The 18,239-nt window shown below is 52.6% G+C and carries 12 protein-coding genes and 1 pseudogene; 3 read left to right on the forward strand and 10 right to left on the reverse strand.

Annotation, left to right across the window (positions count from 1 at the left end; all coding sequences use genetic code 11):
* Positions 1-52 precede the first annotated feature (52 nt).
* The 9 genes and pseudogenes from PKO02S_RS09310 to PKO02S_RS09350 form a co-directional block, all read right to left on the reverse strand.
* Positions 53-1,087 (reverse strand): FecCD family ABC transporter permease, encoded by a 1,035-nt coding sequence (locus PKO02S_RS09310; RefSeq protein WP_127581545.1) that lies wholly within the window; start codon positions 1,085-1,087, stop codon positions 53-55.
* A 2-nt stretch (positions 1,088-1,089) separates the two neighbouring features.
* The gene (locus tag PKO02S_RS09315; RefSeq protein WP_127581548.1) at positions 1,090-2,145 is read right to left on the reverse strand and encodes a FecCD family ABC transporter permease; all 1,056 of its coding nucleotides are present in this window, start codon (positions 2,143-2,145) and stop codon (positions 1,090-1,092) included.
* 33 nt (positions 2,146-2,178) lie between these two features.
* Complete coding sequence (locus PKO02S_RS09320) at positions 2,179-3,126, reverse strand: iron-hydroxamate ABC transporter substrate-binding protein (RefSeq protein ID WP_164821360.1); 948 nt, start codon at positions 3,124-3,126, stop codon at positions 2,179-2,181.
* Between the two features lie 79 nt (positions 3,127-3,205).
* Positions 3,206-3,682, reverse strand: a complete 477-nt coding sequence (locus PKO02S_RS09325) for an ABC transporter substrate-binding protein (protein ID WP_164821361.1) — start codon at positions 3,680-3,682, stop codon at positions 3,206-3,208.
* A gap of 66 nt (positions 3,683-3,748) precedes the next feature.
* Positions 3,749-5,054: pseudogene (locus tag PKO02S_RS09330) on the reverse strand (IS1380 family transposase).
* 512 nt (positions 5,055-5,566) lie between these two features.
* Complete coding sequence (locus tag PKO02S_RS09335; RefSeq protein WP_127581557.1) at positions 5,567-6,991, reverse strand: chymotrypsin family serine protease; 1,425 nt, start codon at positions 6,989-6,991, stop codon at positions 5,567-5,569.
* A gap of 313 nt (positions 6,992-7,304) precedes the next feature.
* The gene (locus PKO02S_RS09340; RefSeq protein ID WP_127581560.1) at positions 7,305-8,594 is read right to left on the reverse strand and encodes an IS1380 family transposase; all 1,290 of its coding nucleotides are present in this window, start codon (positions 8,592-8,594) and stop codon (positions 7,305-7,307) included.
* An 88-nt stretch (positions 8,595-8,682) separates the two neighbouring features.
* Positions 8,683-9,966 carry a helix-turn-helix domain-containing protein gene (locus PKO02S_RS09345; protein ID WP_164821362.1) on the reverse strand — a complete coding sequence of 428 codons (1,284 nt, stop codon included), beginning with the start codon at positions 9,964-9,966 and terminating at the stop codon, positions 8,683-8,685.
* A 307-nt stretch (positions 9,967-10,273) separates the two neighbouring features.
* The gene (locus PKO02S_RS09350) at positions 10,274-12,745 is read right to left on the reverse strand and encodes a hypothetical protein (RefSeq protein WP_127581566.1); all 2,472 of its coding nucleotides are present in this window, start codon (positions 12,743-12,745) and stop codon (positions 10,274-10,276) included.
* A gap of 261 nt (positions 12,746-13,006) precedes the next feature.
* Between PKO02S_RS09350 and PKO02S_RS09355 the strand changes: the two genes are divergently transcribed.
* The 3 genes from PKO02S_RS09355 (at position 13,007) to PKO02S_RS09365 (ending at position 17,207) form a co-directional block, all read left to right on the forward strand.
* A complete protein-coding gene (locus PKO02S_RS09355) occupies positions 13,007-14,650 on the forward strand; it encodes a type 2 periplasmic-binding domain-containing protein (protein WP_127581569.1) in 1,644 nt (547 codons plus the stop codon).
* Positions 14,651-14,756: 106 nt separating this feature from the next.
* Entirely contained in the window at positions 14,757-16,892 is a 2,136-nt protein-coding gene (locus PKO02S_RS09360) for a Vgb family protein (RefSeq protein ID WP_127581572.1), read from the forward strand.
* Positions 16,893-16,913: 21 nt separating this feature from the next.
* Entirely contained in the window at positions 16,914-17,207 is a 294-nt protein-coding gene (locus tag PKO02S_RS09365) for a hypothetical protein (RefSeq protein ID WP_127581575.1), read from the forward strand.
* Positions 17,208-17,265: 58 nt separating this feature from the next.
* Here the strand turns inward: PKO02S_RS09365 and PKO02S_RS09370 are convergent, their stop codons facing one another.
* Positions 17,266-18,159: an AraC family transcriptional regulator gene (locus PKO02S_RS09370; protein WP_164821363.1), complete on the reverse strand. Its 894-nt coding sequence runs from the start codon at positions 18,157-18,159 to the stop codon at positions 17,266-17,268.
* Positions 18,160-18,239: the final 80 nt, after the last annotated feature.

Genomic DNA, 18,239 nt, shown 5'->3' on the forward strand with positions numbered 1-18,239 from the left:
CCTCCTCCCCTTCTCTCTATTTATGAAGCCATTATTGGCAGCCGGTCGCGCGTCACGCTCTCGACCTGGACAGCAAGTACAGGAAATAAGGTGCGCCAAGGACGGCAACGACGATTCCGGTCGGAATTTCCGACGGCTGCAATATCCAACGTCCGAGCGTATCCGCCGCAATAACGAGCAGCGCTCCGACCAACGCCGAGACCGGCAGCAGCCGCACGTGATTCGGTCCGACCAGACGGCGCGCCAGATGCGGGACGATCAAGCCGACGAAGCCGATGCCCCCGCTTACCGCCACGCAGGACGCCGCCAATCCGACCGCGGCCGCGAGCAGCTTCGCCTGCTCCCTCGACACCGGCGCTCCGAGTCCGATCGCCGTCTCCTCGCCCAAATTCAACACGTTCAGCACCCGGGCTTTGTAGAATACAACCGGCAGCAGCACGGCAATCCACGGCAGCAAGGCCAGCACGAATTTCCAATTCGCCCCCCATATGCTGCCTGCCAGCCATGTCGCCGCGAACCGGTAATGCTCCGGGCTCAGCCGCAGCGCCAGCACAATCATCGCGGCGCTGATCCCTGCCGCAACGGCGATGCCTGTCAGCAGCAGGCGCGTCGACGACAAGCCCCGATGCCGCTCGTACGACAGGCTGAAAATGAGCGTCGCCGTCAATCCCGCGCCGAGCATGGCCAGCAAGGGCAGCAAAAATACAGATGCCGCCGAAGCGACGGGAAAAAATGCAATATAAAGGATAACCATCAATCCGGCCCCGGCGTTGATGCCCAGAATTCCCGGGTCCGCCAGAGCATTGCGTGAAATGCCTTGCATCACGCAGCCCGATACGGCCAGCCCGGCGCCGATCAGCAGCGAGATGACGATGCGCGGCAGGCGAAATTCGAACAGGATCAGGTGCTGCTTAGCCGTTCCCCCACCCAACAGCGTATGAAGCACATCCAATGGGGAAAGCCGGGTGTAGCCCATATTCATGCTGATCAGAAAAGTGAGCGCGATAAGAGCGCCGAGCACAAGCATCACGATGATGCCGCGCTTTCTCTTGCTGCGCTCGCTCCCTGAAGAAGACACTTGCTCCATCCTTACAGCTCCCTCCTCTCCTTACGTGCCAAATACAGAAAGAAGGGCACCCCGATGAGCGCAATAATCGCTCCGATCGGCGTCTCATGCGGGGGATTGACCGTCCTGGCCGCCAGGTCGGCGAAGACGACCAGCAGGCTGCCGAGAACCGCCGAGCAAGGGATGATCCACCGATAATCCACCCCGACCAGCTTTCGCGTCAGATGCGGAATGAGGAGGCCCACGAAGCCTACCGCCCCGACAACCGCTACCCCCGCGCCGGCCAGAATGAGCACAATGACGGCTCCCGCCAGCTTGACGAGTTGCGTGCGCTGCCCCAGTCCCCGGGCGATGTCGTCTCCCATGCTCAGAATCGTAATCGAACGCGACAGGGCGATCGCTCCGGCGATGGCTGCGGCCATCCAGGGCAGCATGATTTGCAGCTGCAGCCACGTCGTTCCCGCCGTACCGCCGGCATACCAGAACGCCAGATTTTGCCCGATGGCGTAATAAAGCGAGATCCCCTCGCTCAATGCGCCAAGCAGCGCACTCAGAGCAGCGCCGGCCAGCACAAGCCTTACCGGCGTCAATCCGCCTTTCGCCAACGAGCCGATACCGTATACAAGTCCGGCTCCTACCCCTGCGCCCGCGAAGGAGTACAGGATCAAATACAAAAAGGGCAATCCCGGGAAAAAAGCAAAACAAAGCGTCAATACAAAGCCCGCGCCGGCATTCAGCCCAAGCAAACCGGAGTCGGCCAGCGGGTTGCGGGTCATCCCTTGCATCATCGCCCCCGCCACGGCGAAGCCGGCACCGACCAGCGCGCCTCCGAGCACACGCGGCAGTCGCAGCTCCCGAATGATCTGATGCTCGTTCGAATAAGGGTTGAAAGAGAAAATCGACTCCCATACGACAAAAGGGCTAATATCCGCCGCGCCGAACGAGACGGATACCCCTATGCCGATCACAAGCGCCGCCAACCCGCCGATCAAGATGCATGTCGCCGCCCACGGACGGCTGCGGAACGGGACAACGGCGGAAACCGGCGATCTATGTTTGGAACGAAAGGAAAATAGCATGATGACTCCTCGACCGCAACAATCTGAATGAAACTATTGCTGCTTGCGCTTGATGAGCATATCGACCAGAATATTCATTTCCTTCTGCACGGAAATCGGGTCGGAATTGTAAAAGGACTTCGCGTCAATTCGATAAACTCGATTGTTCTGGACCGCTTTGAGGTTTTTCCAGATGGCGCTGTTCAATATGGAATCCCCGTTGGCCCCCGCATTTTCCAATACGCTGAGCACGATATGGTCGGCGGCAAATGCGGGCAGCGTCTCCAGCGAAAGCGCGGCCCACCCGGGTCCGTCGATCACTTCCTTTTTTACTTTGTCCGGAGCTTTCAACCCCAGAGAGTGATAGAGCGCTTCGCCCCCGCGTCCGTAGTTATCGCCGTATACGTAGAACGCTTTGGAGTTGATCTCCATGATCGCAACGGTTTCATTGTCGCCGATCACACCGGCCAGCTTCTTTTTGTTTTCCGCGACTTGCTGGTCGAATTGCTTCAGCCACTTCTCCGCCTCCGCCGTCTTGCCGGTAATCGTCCCCAGCTCCTGCAGCGTCTCGCGAAAATCATAAACGCCCCAAGGAATCCGAATGGTCGGCGCAACCTTTTGATATTTTTCATAATCCGCATCGGGAATAGAGGACGCAATAATCAAGTCCGGGCCCAGCTCCAGAATCTTCTCGGCTGACGGCTGTCCGGCTCCCACATCGGCAATGCCGTCGATCATCCCTTCAAGGAAAGAGTTGTCCAAAGCGTCGCTGGGTGCTCCGACCGGTTTAATGCCGAGCGCGAGCAAATGGCCTAAATACGCCCGGGACACGACGACTATTTTTTTAGCTTCCGTCGGAATTTCAAGCTCTTCACCGGTGGAAGTTTTGTACATCTTCGTTGCGGATGACGGTACGTTCTGCTCCCCTGCGCAAGCGCTCAGCACAACTCCGACTATAATCAACGCCAAACTGATAACCAACAGCTTCTTTACTTTCCTCATGACACCCTCCTGAATGATATTGATATTCATTATCATCAAGGATTATACAGGGGTGCCCCTTGGGCCGTCCATGGATTTATTAGTGATACGGCTTGGACAAATTCGAGTTCAAACATTTGAACACTTCTTCAAGCTGCGCCTCCAGCGAGATCGGATCGAACCCGTAGAACATATCCGAATCGACCTCGTAAACCTTGCGGTTTCGGACCGCCTGCAGACTGCTCCAAACAGCGCTGCTCATAATTGTGTTGGCATGTTTGCTGCTCCCTGGCACGTTCCTCACACTGACAAATAGATGATCCGCCGCATACTCGGGCAGCTCTTCCAGAGCAATGCGTTTGTAGCGGCTTATGGCTTCCCCGTTGTGCATCATGGCTTGCGGAGGCTTCAAGCGGAGCGACTGGTAGAGGACCTCGCCGCCTTTGCCCCACGAATCCCCGTAGACATAAACCTGAATTTCGAAAGCGCATAAGGCTGCGGGAGGATCCTCCGAAAGCGGTTGAATGGCTGTGAATAAGTGGAAGAAGAACCAACGGAAATTCGGGGAATTGTCCACTAGCGGATAACTTCCCCCTCCCCAGTGAAGGGGCACTGTCGGTTTCCATGTAAAATGTTGGTGTGGTCATTCCAATTGAACCACTCTGGCTTCGATCCGTTTCCACGCGTGGCGGCTGGCGAAATTCTGGATCAGCTTGAGCACGACCGATCGACTATGACGAACGAGCGTAGCCGCGCAATGAAAGAACTCCAGTCGGAATCTCGCAATCGTATAGCCCTGATGCACCGGCTCGCAGCAATCGCGTTTGAAGCGTTCGAACAAGTTATAGGCCAGCAACTTGATCAGCAGATCGAGTTCGTTGGCTTCAAACTCACCCGTGGCGATGCGATCGATGGAGAAGCCGTCCTTCGCCTCTTTGATGTAGTTCTCCATGCAACAGCGTTGATTGTAAAAACGCCACAGATCAATCGGCTCCCAGTCCAGGTTGGTCACGATCGCTTCGTATTGCCAATCGTCGTCAAACACCATGCGGTCCTGACCGTCAACGCACACGTGCGCCTTGCGAATGACCACTACGCGGCGGGGCTTTTTCCAGGACGTAGCTTGCTAAATCAAGGTAATCCCTTCGATGATCCAATCCTCGTCGACATAGCGGGTCCAGTAGCGAGCGGCAAGCCGCCACATCGTTTGCGAGGCGTTGGGTCCATTTCATCTTGCCGACGTAGCCGATCTTACGGCCTTCCCACAACTGGTAGAAGTCCTCGCCGCCAAAGCCTTTGTCAAACCGGGCGTACGCGACTTTGCATTCGCCAAGCAGCTCGAAGGTTTGCTGCACAAAGTCGAGGGCATTGGTGGAAGAGTGCGTGTTGCCGGGACGAAGCCGTGCATTCAAATTCAAATGGGTTTGCCCTTCAAAAGCCAGCAACGGATGATAGCTAAGGCGGCCGGGTTTATGCGAATTGACGCCTTTGGCGGCGCCGGCCTGGTTTCCGTACACCGTCTCCACCGAGGAATCCAGATCCAGAATCGGCTTGTCGGGCAAGCAGGGACGAATACTCGCCAGGTTCAGCTTGCGCAGCTCTTTCGGAAGCGCCGGGCACGAACGGCCTAGACGCGCAAGCTCCTTGTACAGCAAGCTGTGATGAGGCAGACGGCCGCCCAGAAAACGCCTGAGCAACGCATCGTGCTGCAGCTTGCGAAAGTGAAAAATTCGTGTGCAGCCGAGCATCCAGCCGATGATGAGATAGAGCAAGATGCGATGAACGGGGAAAATGGCGTTGTGTGCTTTGCCGCCGGATAGACCGCACATGGCCTCCGCAAGCTTGATTTTTTCGAGATAAGCCAAGAAGATTTTGACGCCTCCGAAGCTCGTGGCGTTTTGCAGCGAAAACTCGCTCTTGATTTTGCTGACGGATGTGGTAGACTTCACCTAAAAGGTGCTCCTCTCTTTGGGTGATGTTGTTCTAGACAAACACCATTCTACCAAAGATTTGGAGCCCTTTTTATATTTTTATTGGGCAGTACTTTCGAAATTCAGGTTAAAGATAATTACTTAGTTACTCGTGACACTAAAAATAAGCAAGCAAAAAAAGGCCTCCAACTATTCTTGGAGGCCAAATTTTTGTTTTATTCAAGCCTAGGCGTAAAATCCCCAGTTTTATTATCAATAAAGTAATCTGAAGCAATTATTGAAAGAGTGAGTACTGCTACAAATAAGGTAAGATCAACAATATTTATTTTTCTACTACTCTTTCTAGACAATTTTAGGACAACTAGAATTATGGGTACTAAGTAGACTATAGAACAAACTATCTTATAATATTCTTGCAAATAGAACCTTGCTAATAATTTGCATGCCATAATATAGATAGCCAATCCACCTAATAGTAAAACTCTTTTAGTTATCCTCATCATTGTCCTCACCACTACACTCATATTTTTCTACGGAAAAGGAGTATAAGTTATGGAATTATTATTATTCTTTACAACCTCTACATCAAGCTCGTTTTTAATATTTCCAATATATGCCACATAAGTGCCGCCAGAACTACCGTCATTCGCTGTAGCCATTCCATACAGTGCGACATAGTTTCCACATTCGAAGCACGATACATAGACTGGGGAACCACTGTCTCCTGCAACAGAAGTATATAATACTTTCCGATAACTTGTATACCAATTAAATAAACCTATATTTCCGTTAAAATTCAGATCTGAGACACTTGTACAAATGTTTGAGTTAGTTTGTCCAAGTGACATACATACGCCCATTCCAACAAACTCATTAATTTGTTCAGCAACAATCAAATTATTTTGACTGTTGATTAATCCACCAGAGTTTGCATTCATAATCCAGGATGTAGCATTTGATGGATCAATAGTACTTGCTGAAGCGTCAGCCGTTGTAGCCCAATATAAACTTTCCCTATTCGCGTATGCAACAAGGTTTGGAAGAATATAACTTTGAGTAACTTGTTGGCCTGCGTACCCCATACAATGACCAGCAGAGATATAGTAGTAGTTGCTATCATCTTTTGCAGTAAACCCATTAGTACAGAAACCTGAGCCACTGAACCCTATTTGGGCACCACCTGGAACAGCCCGAAACCTAGCGGCTGCTCTATCAAAAGCAGTAAACTCTCCTCTGCTTCCCAACGAAATATTAACCATATTTTTTTCGAAGCCATTAATCATCTCAGAGAGTGCGTTTTTTAGTCTAGAAATCGAACTAATGTCTTCTACTCCGATCTCCACCTTCTGAGTGATAGGACTTGGACTAATAGAAACCATACTAATATTTTGGGCATGTATGTCTTTAACAATCTTGTTTATTTCTGATGTAAGTGCATTTAATTCTGACTCAGAATATCTGACTTGATATAACTTCAGTCTCGTTGATTCGGATACAAAACCTTTAATCGATTCTTTATCTATTTTCTCAAGATCCTTGAAGCCAATATTCAAAATTCCCCCGTTGATATTGTCAAAGAACAGTCCATCTACCTGATACTTTAGATCCTCTTTAATAAATTTTAGAATGTCCGGTACCTCTGACTGTATTTTCATTCGTAGGTCCATCTCTTTTTCTTCACTTTCAGTCAATGACACATAATATTTCCCAACTTTCTCATTTTTAATCGTATCCTCTATGTATTCTTTAGCTGTATTGAACCCAAACTCAGTTCTAAATTGCAAATTTTTTTCGTACTCAAAATTTCCAGATGCACTGTCACTTGTTGTGGCTTGATTCGATTCTGCAAAAATCTGACTTGAAAAAACCGTGAAAAATAAAGCAATCAGAAGACCAACTAGATACTTACTACGCAACACATCTATCATTCCTCTCCATGGTTTAAAGGGTTCCATAAAGCCCCCTCTAATTCCAATTTATCACAAATACCCCAGAACGGCAAACCTATTTCTGGAAATAATTATTTTTTATGTTATACATACAAAAGGCAAAAGCATCCCTACCGACTCTGTTGTATGTCGAAGTTTCACTTTACCTGAATTTCGAAAGCGCATAAAAATGGGGTGATCATAGTTTAAGAGAGGTTGAATGGCTGTGAATAAGTGGGAGTAAACCCAATTGTAATTCGGAAAATTATCCACATGGGTATAACTACCCCCTCCCCAGTGAAGAGGCGCTGTCGTTTTCCATGTAAAATGTTGGTGGTCGTCATTCCAACTGCGTGATTCTGGCTTCGATCCGTTTCCAAGCATGGCGGCCGGCGAAATCCTTGATTAGTTTGAGCACGACAGAGCGACTATGACGAACGAGCGTTGCCGCGCAATGAAAGAATTCCGGCCGGAATCTGGCAATCGTATATCCCCGATGCACCGGTTCGCAGCAATCGCGTTTGAAGCGCTCGAACAAGTTATAGGCCAGCAGCTTGATTAGCAGATCGAGTTCGTTGGATTCAAATTCGCTAGTGGCAATGCGGTCGATGGAAAAGCCGTCCTTGGCTTCCTTGATGTAGTTCTCCATGCAACAGCGCTGGTTGTAGCAGCGCCACAGATCAATCGGTTCCCATTCCAGGTTGGTTACGATTGCTTCGTATTGCCAAACTTCGTCAAACACGATGCGGTGTTGACCGTCAACGCACACTTGCGCTTTGCGAATGACCGCTACGCGGCGGGACTTTTTCCATGACGTTGCTTTGTAGATCAAAGTAATGCCTTCAATGATCCAGTCCTCGTCGACATAGCGCGTCCAGTAGCGGCAAGTCGCGACTTCGGCCGCCAGTCGCTTGGTCCATTTGAGTTTGCCGACATAGCCGATCTTGCGGCTTTCCCACAGCCGGTAGAAATCCTTGCCGCCAAAGCCCTTGTCGAACCGGGCGTATGCGACTTGTCGATCGCCGAGCAGTTCGAAAGTCTGCTGTAGGAAGTCAACCGCGTCGGTCATGGAATGCGTGTTGCCGGGACGCAGTTTCGCATTGAGATTCCCTTCAAAAGCCAGCAGCGGATGGTAACTAAGGCGCCCGGGCTTATGTGAATGGACGCCTTTGGCGGCGCCGGCCTGCTCCCCGTATACCGTCTCCACGGAGGAATCCAGATCGAGGATCGGCTTGTCAGGGAGACAGGGAAGAATGACTTCCAGATTCAGCTTGCGAAGTTCCATCGGCAGTTCGGGACAGGATCGGCCCAGACGCGCAAGCTCTTTGTACAGCAAGCTGTAATGAGGCAGGCGGCCGCCCAGAAAACGGCCGAGCAGCGCGTCGTGCTGCAGCTTGCGGAAGTGAAAAATCCGTGCGCAGCCGAGCATCCAGCCGATGATCAGATAGAGCAAGATGCGTGGCAGGGGGAAAACGGCGTTGCGTGCTTTTCCGCCGGATAAACCATGCATGGCCTCTGCAAGCTTAATTTTTTCGAGATAAGCCAAAAAGATTTTAACGCCTCCGAAGCTTGAGGCGTTTTGAAGCGAAAACTCACTCTTGATTTTGCTGACGGGTGTGGTAGACTTCACCTAAAAGGTGCTCCTCTCTTTGGGTGTGTGTTCTCGACAAACACCATTCTACCAAAGATTCGGAGCCCTTTTAATTTTTTAGAGAAGGCTACTTTCGAAATTCAGGATAAATATGATGAGGAAAAATTTCCATACTTATCACGGTCTCGTGTTCGCCTATTACATCCGCCAGCTGCTCCCTGCAGCTCGCCACCTTTTCATCGTAACGATTCAACAGCACCCGGGCTTTCTCCGTCGATTGGGTTAAATCCGCGATCAGGAGCAGCTGGTCCCGCCAGCTCAGGTCGGCCAGCTTCAACAGCACGACCGGAGCCCAATCCCTGAGAATATCCGCTTCCGCCAACAGATCGTAACAAAGAAAAAGATCCGGATGGGCTTGCCCCAACAGACCGGTATCGAGCGCAGATTCGGCATAGGCCAGTTTCGGAGTCTCCGCCAAATAACGCTGAAATTTACGATGAATCCACGGACTGACGACCGCCGCTACCGGAACGACGCCCAAGCTTAGCATAAAAGCGGTGCAGTTGGCCGATAGCGAAACGATTTTTTTAGGCATGCGGACGTAGGCGCTTGGAGCGACACCGATTCTTTTTTTAAATTTGCGGCTGAAATAGCCTTCATCCCTGAAGCCCGCCTCTCTCGCAATCTCACAGACCGGCGATTTGGAGGTCAGCAGCCGCTCGCAAGCTCTGTCGATGCGGATACGCGCCAAATAATCGGTGTATGTCTGTCCGGTTTCTTTCTTGAACCAGCTGGAGAAATAATCCAGGCTAACCCCCGCCACATTGGCCAGCAGCTCCCGGCTCAGCTCTTCATCGTAATGCTCCTTCATGTAGGCCGTCGTCCGCTCGATTTTGTTGTCCGGCTCCGAGCGGCTGCAGTTCTCATTAAGCTCATGCAGCAGGTCAAAGAAGCAGGCGAGCATTTTGTAAGGAGCCTGCCCGCTATTCCATAGCGCATGGAGTTCGCTTCCCAGCTCGATCGCGCGAAATGGCGCTTTGTTCATATAAGGGACGGGCAGTGGAGAGGGGCAGGGGCGATCCTCCCCGGCTTCCTGGAGGCCAAGCGCTCGGAAGCCTATTCGGTAGCCGCGAATCGTATCGGCGGAATCGGATTGAAGGACGAGTGGCGAATGAGCCGGGCAGACTACAACCGTTCCGCCCGCCAGGGCATGCCGACGGTTGCCGACTTGCAGGCTGCCGCTCCCGCTTGCCACCATCCACATCGTGTCCGAAGCCGGCGTAAGGGCAAGGGGTTGGCGCGATCGGGCGGTATGCCTGAATTCCATCACTTCTACTGGAACAAAAAGAACGTCTCCCCCACTGCTCCGATTATCGTGGCCAGGACCGATGGATCCGAATGGTTGATTCATGTAGCTCGACCTTTCGTTAATGCAGTATTTAAGGAACCTAATCTGCATAGCTGCATTATTTTCTCGCGAACGAGATTGATAATGATACTCATTATCGTAACAAATGATTCGAATTTCGTCTACATAGATCCATGATCGTCCCATTCCGTCGCTGATATATGAAAAAGAAGCGGGCTGCTCGCCCACTCCTTTTTCACCTCTGTATCCTGCTATTGCAATGCCTTTCCCCGAGCCCGCTCCTGCTCGCTCTTGCGGTAGCTGCCCGGCGTTGTGCCGACGACTTTCTTGAAGCCGCGGATGAACCTTCCTAGAAGGCATACCGGTATATATCGGTTCCACCGATGTAGTACAGATTGCGGAACTCGTCTTCGATCAGCCGGACCTTGCCGTTCGCCGTGCTTTCAAGGGTCGTGACCGCTTTCGTCGTCGGATGGATTTTGAAGAAATAAGTGCCTTTGATGACGCCGTACACATAACCGTCCTTGGCGTTGACCAGCGATGCGTCCAAGATGATCGTCGAAGCCGCGGTCGGGTTGTAGGTTACGGACGGGAAGAGATTGCTGTTGTACGCAAACGTGCCGGTCGAAGGATTATAAATAAACAGATACCCTTCCGCCATCATCCAGATATTATTGTCGGGACCGACGATTACCGAAGTCACTGCGGCGAGTCCGGACACGGGCAAGCTGATCGGCGTTGTCGTCCCGGCCGCGATGTTGTACTTGAACAATTTGGCGCTCGATTCCGTCGGGGCCGCCCCCAGTCCTCCCGATACCGAGGAGCCTCCGTAAATATAACCGTCCTTATAGGCCAACGAAATGACGCTCTGGTTATTGACGATATTGCGCTTCACCGTACGTACACCGGTCGACGGATCGTAGATTGTCAGCGCTCCGCCAAGTTCGCCATAGGTAGGCACGGTCCCGATGAAGATTTTGCCCTCCGCGCTGATCATACTGACCGGCCGGTCCTGCTTGTCGGCATGCAGATCGAATAATCGGTTGGGATTCGTGCCTTGGGTAATGATCGAGTAAGACCACGGAGCGAATGGATCGTGCTCATAGATGATCGATTCGGGGTATACCCCGTAGTAGATTTTATTATTATGGACCACCATGCCTTCGGATTGTCCGATTCCCCGCTTCACCTCAATCTGGTCCGACCGCATGGACGTGTAGATCCCGGTTCCGCCCGTAAGGAAGCCGCTTGTATAAATTTTGTTGTCCGGCCCCTTCACGATGTTCTGCAACGTAGTCGGAGACTCGGAGATGTTGCTAAGGTAAGCGGAAGTAACGGTGCCGGTCTGCAGATTGTACTTGGCGACCTCGAGCTGCCCCATAAAGTTGGAGATGCCCATCAGGGTGTAGCCGGGGAAGTTCGTCTGATCGGCCAACTGCACGAAAGCGAAATCGAATGTGTTCGGAAACGGCACTCCGAGCGAGGTATAGGTTTTATTGGCGATATCGTATGTGTGCAGAACCCGATCCTTCGTGAAATAGACCAGACCGCCGCGAACTTCGGACACAATGGACGAGGTTACCTTATCGATCTCCGCATCCTGCGTGACGACGCCTCCCGTGATGTCGAAGACGGCCGTCTTGTAGCTGGGGATCAGCCTGGCGAACAGCTTGCCGCCCTCAATATCCAGATTGGCGACGAACTCCTCGGAGGCATAGCCGGCCGGCAGAACATTGACGCCGGTCCCGGAGGAGATATTGTACTTGATCAGATGGGCGTGAGCGCCGACTCCGGCGTAAACGGTATTGTTCGCCGGATCGTATTCCACGCTGCGCACATATTGCTCGCCCGAGACGATCGGGCTGGGTCCGATTTGCGTATACCCGGAGCCTGGCGTGAATTTCATAATTTTCGCACTCGGGAAAGTCCCCATATAGACGCTGCCTGATAAGCCCGGAGCGAGCGACCACAGGAACGACTGTCCGCCTGCCTGACCAAGATCGACTGCGCCGGAGGCGCCCGGCGTGTATTGGAACAGCTTCCCGCCGCTATAGGTGCCTGCATAAACTTTTCCGTCCGTCGCCCTCGTAATGCCCCATCCGCCGCCCGCTCCCGATAAGGTGTACGTGGTTGCGCTCAGCGTATCGACATTGATAGCGGCCAATCGGGCGTTGACGCCTGTCGCCCCATCCACAACGGCGTAGATCGTATCCTTATTGGAGCCATCCTTGCCGAAAGTAGCGGAATGGATCGAGGTGCTCGTGACTTGCGTCCCGACATTCATCAGCGATTTGGTAAGGAAGACATCGTCCCAGTAGGTCGTTCCGATATTCGCCCCGCTGGAGTACAGCATGGCGGTCACATAGGCCGTTCCGGCCGGCGCCGCGCCGGTCGCCTTCAGATACGTCCACTCATTCGAGGGCGTGCTCTTCGAAACATAGGTCGTACCCAGGTACGTCTTCGAGCTGTTCCAGAAGCGCAGATACAGATCGGCGGCTCCGCTTGCGATGTAGGCTCTCGCATAGGTTACGTAGGTTGTCCCGGCCAGAGCCGGCAAGTAGTCGCTCTCGATTCCGTAGGCGACTGTGCTTACATTGTCCACAATCTTGAGACTGTTGGCGCCGGTAAAAGCCTGATCCGTGGAGGACGTTATGCCTCCGGTACCGTACTTCTGCGTCCAAGAGGCCAGCCCCGATTCGAAGCTGTAGTTGGGCACCAGCAAGTCGGCTGCGGAAGCGGACGGGAGGGAGAACATTAACATGAAGATGCTGAAAACCAAGCTCAATAGTGACGTTTTGGAAAAAAACCATGTTCGTTTCATCAATAAACCTCCATTTTTGTTATTTGAGATGACCCGGAATACATACACCTCGTTTTCATCGTAAAGGCAATCGGAAGGGCGATTTAGACATATCAGGGCGGGACAAAGCCATTTTCAATCCCATAAATAAATTCCGGTAAGTCCGTGAGGGACAGCGATAATGTTGTCTGACCTGCGCTAGGATTTGACTAATACGGGTGTGAAAATTGATTTATCTTTAGGTTGAATTACCGCTGAAAATCATTTGAGGAGGTCAATGGATTGAAAAAACAGTTGAAACAGGTCATCGTCATGTCGACGGTCTCCATCCTGCTGCTGAGTGCATGCGGGGGGAAAGAAGAGGAGAAAGGAACGGCCAGCCCGGGCGCTTCTTCGAATCCGAGCGCGGCCCCGGCTACACCGGCCAAGGAAAAATTGACTTTAAACTGGATGATTAGCGTGCCGACCGCTGCCTCGTCGCTCCCGTCCCGGGACAAAGATTTCATCAGGCAGACGATCGAAGAGAAGTTCAACGTGGAGATCAAGCTGGATTATGTCGTGATGAGCACCGACTACACGAACAAGCTGAACGCCTTGGTCGCCTCGGGCTCTGCGCCGGACTTCTTCCATCCGGAAGCGACAGCCACGTCCAAGTACATCGCCGACGGGGTAGGCATGGATATGACCAACTTGGTTACGACGGCCAAGATGCCGAATTATTTCAAGTGGGTGTCCGAGCTCGAGCTCAAGCGCTACCAGGTAGGCGGCAAGTTCATGCGCGCGCCGGTGCCGTTCGAGAAAAACTGGTACAATTCCTATTATGTTCGGAAGGACTGGATCGACGCGCTGAATGCCAAGGATCCCAGTCTCAAGCTGAAGGTTCCGGCTAATTATGACGAAATGATCGCCGTAATGAAAGCCTTTACATTCAACGATCCGGACGGAAACGGTAAGAACGATACGTACGGCTATACGACGGCTGCCGGCGGCAACTCGGTTCCCGCCGACTTCCCGGAATGGTTCAAGAACGGGATGACGCCTGGATTCGCGGTCGACTCGAGCAACAACTTCGTCGACAGCGGATCCAACTCGCGGACGGCCAAAGTGCTGGAGGATGTGCGCAAAATGTTGGCTATGAACATCGTGGATCCGGATTGGTTCTTGAATAAGCCCGGGGATCAGATCAACAAAGTGCAGGCGGGAAAAGCCGGCATTTTCTTCTCCGGCACCCGGGATGCCGCTTTTGACAACACAACGAACAGCGTGCAGAAGAAAACGCGCGAGATCACAGGCAATGCCAAGGCTGAATTCGCCGCCTTCCACATTGCCGGAGACATTCCGGTAACCTATGAGCCGCTGCCGGGTACGCCATTCATGTTTTCCGCCAAGTCGGATTTGAAGAAAGTCGAGCGCACGCTTGAAATACTGGAATGGCTATCCGGCACGGAGGGGTATTTGCTGGCTAACTTCGGCAAGGAAGGCGTCCATTACAAACGGGAAGGCAATAAAATCACTTTGATCCCCGACGCATTCAAAAAAGATATCGGCGACAATGGGAACTTCACCGAGGTTTGGGGCAGCGTCTTTACCCTGGGTGTCAAGGATCCATCGAAAGCGCTGGGCTTGCAAATCGTCGACCCGCGGGAAACGGATCATGACCGTGCCATCCTCGCCTCCATCGCGAAGAACAAGTACTACGTGCTGGGGACAAATGTAGTGCCTCCGGTCGGCTTGGATATCGGTGCCTATCGCACGCAAATGCGGGCCAAACAAGTTCAAGTGCTGATGGAAGAGAAGGATTCGAGCAACTGGCCGAAATATTTGAACGAACTGCTGGATACCTACAAGGGCCGGGCTATTTTCGAAGCGTACGCGGAGCAAATCTCGACCGCGCTAGGCAAAAAAATTGCATTTAAAACCGACTGATTCCGCTTGAACCCAGACCCGCAGATCAGCATCGCTTATCCCGCCGGAAGGGCGATTCAGGACGCGGGTCTGTTTCATCATCCTACTATTAAAGGAGGTATCCTTAATGAAACGAGTTATCGCCAAGATTGTGTCAGCCAGTTGGGGCATCAGCCTGCTGGCCATGCTATTCTGCCTTCCTCCCGCCTCCGCGGCGGATTTGCTGGTCCCCAACTACAGCTTCGAGTCCGGACTAACCTCGTGGACGCAAAAGTATGGCACCGGAGGCATCACCGCCTCCTCGAATCACGCGTATTCAGGCACGCTAAGCGCGAAAATCGAAGATAATGCGGCGGGAACGGCATACGGGATTGAAAGCGACTACTTGCCGGCTCTGGCGGGAACCACTTATGTAACCTATGCGAGAGCGTATATCGAGAGCGGAGCCGCCGATCTGTATCTGCGTTTCTGGAACAGCTCGAAAACATACCTGGGCACGACTTATGTCACGTCGAGCGCCCCCGCGAACCAATGGACCTATCTGAAGACTTCGGGTGTAGCGCCGGCAGGAACAGCTTACGTGACCGCCATGCTATACTCCAATGGAGCCAATATAGGGACCGTCTACTGGGACGAAGTCTTCATAACCAAATCACTGATGAATGTCGGGACGCAAATCACAAGCACGGCGATCCATTCCGCTACATTCGGCAAGGACGGCTCCAATAAGGATGCGATCTATGCCGTAGTGGACGGAGCGGCCGGCACAGATGCCCGATTGGCCTCGATCAATATCGATACTTTAAGCGCGACCACCTACGCGCTGCCCGGGGCGGCGGGGGGATGGGGAATTGCCAAGGCCACTGACGGGAAAATCTATGCGGGCACGTATAACGGCGGCAAGCTGTTCCAATATACGCCGGGCGCATCCAGCGTTGTCGACCTCGGGCAAGCCGGTGGGCAGCCGTTCCTGTGGTCGCTCGCTCCCGGCCCGTCCGGCTCCGTCTATATCGGATCGTTCCCGAATTCGAAGCTGATGAAGTATACGCCAGGCTCCGGCTATACGCAGCTGGGCTCCAGCCCCCTGGTATCGGCAGAACAATATGTTCGGAGTGTCGCGTACGATCCGGCCAGCAACATGGTTTACGCCGGAATCGGCGCCCATGCCCACCTGATCAAGTACAATCCGGCTACAGGAACAAGCAGCAATGTGCTGCCGGCCGGCTACGCTTCCGAGTCGTTCGTCTATAACCTGGATATCGAGGGCGGCAAGCTGTTCGCCAGAGTGCTGCCCAGCTACAAAACGATCGTGTTCGATATTGCGGGAGGAGTAGTGACACAGGAAACGGAGATCGATAAGGTAAGCTCCGGTCTGGTGTCCTCGGTACACAACGGGGTTGTTTATTTCACGAAGGACAATGTACTGCACACTTACCATATCGCCAACAAAACGTACACGTCGCTAGGTGTGCCTTTCCCGAATGCGCAGGATTTCGGACTTATCCAATTGACGGACCAGACGAACTATCCCGGCTATACACTGGTGGGCATTGAGAATAGCATGGGAAAACTTATGGTAGCCAAATACAACCTCCAGAACGGGACGGTCACGACCCAATACGTCACGGGCATCACGGAAACCCCGAACATTCTTCAGAGCCTGATCAAGGGACCGGACAATAAAATATACACGAGCGGCTTCCTTACCGGCGGCACCGGAATGTACACATCGATGCGATCCGATCAGATTACGATAGAGCGGGGCGTAGGACAGACGGAGGCCATGGCGACGCTGAACGGGAAAATCTATTACGGGGTTTATCCGGAAGCGTATCTCTACGAGCACGACCCTTCCCAGCCTTGGTCAATCGGGACGAATCCGGTCAAGCTGTTCGATCTGAAGAGCAATAAGCAGGATCGTCCGGGCAGTATGGTGACCGCCGAGGGCAAGCTGTTCATCGGCTCCGTGCCCTCTTACGGCGAGCTTGGCGGAGCGCTCACAATCTACGATCCGTCGACCGGCGTGCACACGGTGAAGCGCAATATCGTCAATAACCAGAGCATTATCGCGCTTACTTACCAAGGCGGCTACGTATACGGAGGCACCTCGATTTCCGGCGGATTAGGAATAGCGCCTACCGAAACCAGCGCCAAGCTATTGAAATACAACATTGCCGCCGGAACATCCACCGTCATCAATCTGCCCGTCTCTGGCATCGCGGCGATTACCGCCATCACAGTCGGTCCCGACAACAACATCTGAATGATGGCGGAAGGGTATCTGTTGATCTATAATCCTTCGACCGGCACGTTCGTATACAGCAGCAACCTGTTCCCGACCGTGAACTACGGACCGACCGCATCCTCCGCGATTGTACTCGATGCGTCCCTCGTAACGGGTAAGGACAATTATGTGTACGGCGTCATCAAAGGCACCTATTTCTTCAAAATCCATCCGACAACAAAAGCGGTCACGACCATAGAAAGCACGGCTAACTCGAAGGTCCGCTTGATCGAGGACGAATTTCGCAATCTCTACTATATAAGCACGACGGATATTTTCCGTTATGCGTACTGATCGGCGATTCTAACACAAAGAGGCCAATGGCATGCATGTTCCTCGCCGGAACTGCAGGTCACTGGCCTCTATTTTTCAATTCTGCTAAAGAATGACGGTACTCGGAGGGGGTCATCCCCTTCAAGTTTCGGAACACCCGAGAGAACGTTCGGAGCGACTCAAAGCCGGTATCAGCGGCAATATCGGAAATTTTCATTTCTGTGGCGGCGAGAAGGCTCAAGGCTCTGCGAATTCTTAACTCGTGCAAATGGCTCAAGAAGCTTTGACCGACTTGAGCCTTATACAACCGGCTGATATAGGTGGCACTACATTTGAACAATGCGGCTACGTAATCGATGGTAACCTGTTCTTCCATGTAATGCGTATTGACATATTGCAAGAGCTTCCAATCATCGATCTTCTGCTCGACTTGCGGAGGGTGCCACAGCTCGCGCAGCTGCGAATGCTGCCGGATGAACGCAATGAAAACCTCTACCAGCTTCGAACGGATCATGCAGTTGCCGCCGAGCCCGGGACCGTTGAATTCATCCAACGCTTCGAACAGATGCCGGCGGATGAGCTGAAAGCTGTCGCTGTCCAGCTCCAGCACAGGGGACAGCTCGTCTCCGAGCTTGCTCAGAATTCCGCGCAAATCGGGCTCCATCAACCCTTCCGCCAGAATACGGATATCCAGCATACAGCATAGCTGAACGAACCGGCCATCTCCCGCCGTACTGAAGTTGTGCAAGTGATGAGGCTGTATGATCAGCATCGTTCCCGGCTTGAGCAAGTAGGAGGACCCGTTGATGAATGTAACGCCGCTCCCCTCCAGCACAACGCTTAATTCAATTTGTTCATGGTGATGGATCGGATAATTTCCATGCGTGTGAAGCCCTATGTAGAAAGAAAACTTCTTATGGCTTAGATTGCGCGTCAATATCGCATCCTCGTAGTGCGGATACACCTCCGTCATGCCGCCTCGCCTCCTCTCGCTTGCTAGCCTTATTGTACCATATCGGCGGGAAGGAATTGGCATAGCTCTCTGGCGAATTC

This window comes from Paenibacillus koleovorans NBRC 103111, from assembly GCF_004000845.1.
In the GTDB taxonomy this organism is placed as follows: domain Bacteria; phylum Bacillota; class Bacilli; order Paenibacillales; family NBRC-103111; genus Paenibacillus_AA; species Paenibacillus_AA koleovorans.

What these genes read in the sequence shown, in the direction of transcription:
- PKO02S_RS09310 (WP_127581545.1), bottom strand. Translation starts at nt 1,087, where the DNA reads ATGGAGCAAGTGTCTTCTTCAGGGAGCGAGCGCAGCAAGAGAAAGCGC.
- PKO02S_RS09315 (WP_127581548.1), bottom strand. Translation starts at nt 2,145, where the DNA reads ATGCTATTTTCCTTTCGTTCCAAACATAGATCGCCGGTTTCCGCCGTT.
- PKO02S_RS09320 (WP_164821360.1), bottom strand. Translation starts at nt 3,126, where the DNA reads ATGAGGAAAGTAAAGAAGCTGTTGGTTATCAGTTTGGCGTTGATTATA.
- PKO02S_RS09335 (WP_127581557.1), bottom strand. Translation starts at nt 6,991, where the DNA reads ATGGAACCCTTTAAACCATGGAGAGGAATGATAGATGTGTTGCGTAGT.
- PKO02S_RS09345 (WP_164821362.1), bottom strand. Translation starts at nt 9,966, where the DNA reads ATGAATCAACCATTCGGATCCATCGGTCCTGGCCACGATAATCGGAGC.
- PKO02S_RS09350 (WP_127581566.1), bottom strand. Translation starts at nt 12,745, where the DNA reads ATGAAACGAACATGGTTTTTTTCCAAAACGTCACTATTGAGCTTGGTT.
- PKO02S_RS09360 (WP_127581572.1), top strand. Translation starts at nt 14,757, where the DNA reads ATGAAACGAGTTATCGCCAAGATTGTGTCAGCCAGTTGGGGCATCAGC.
- PKO02S_RS09370 (WP_164821363.1), bottom strand. Translation starts at nt 18,159, where the DNA reads ATGACGGAGGTGTATCCGCACTACGAGGATGCGATATTGACGCGCAAT.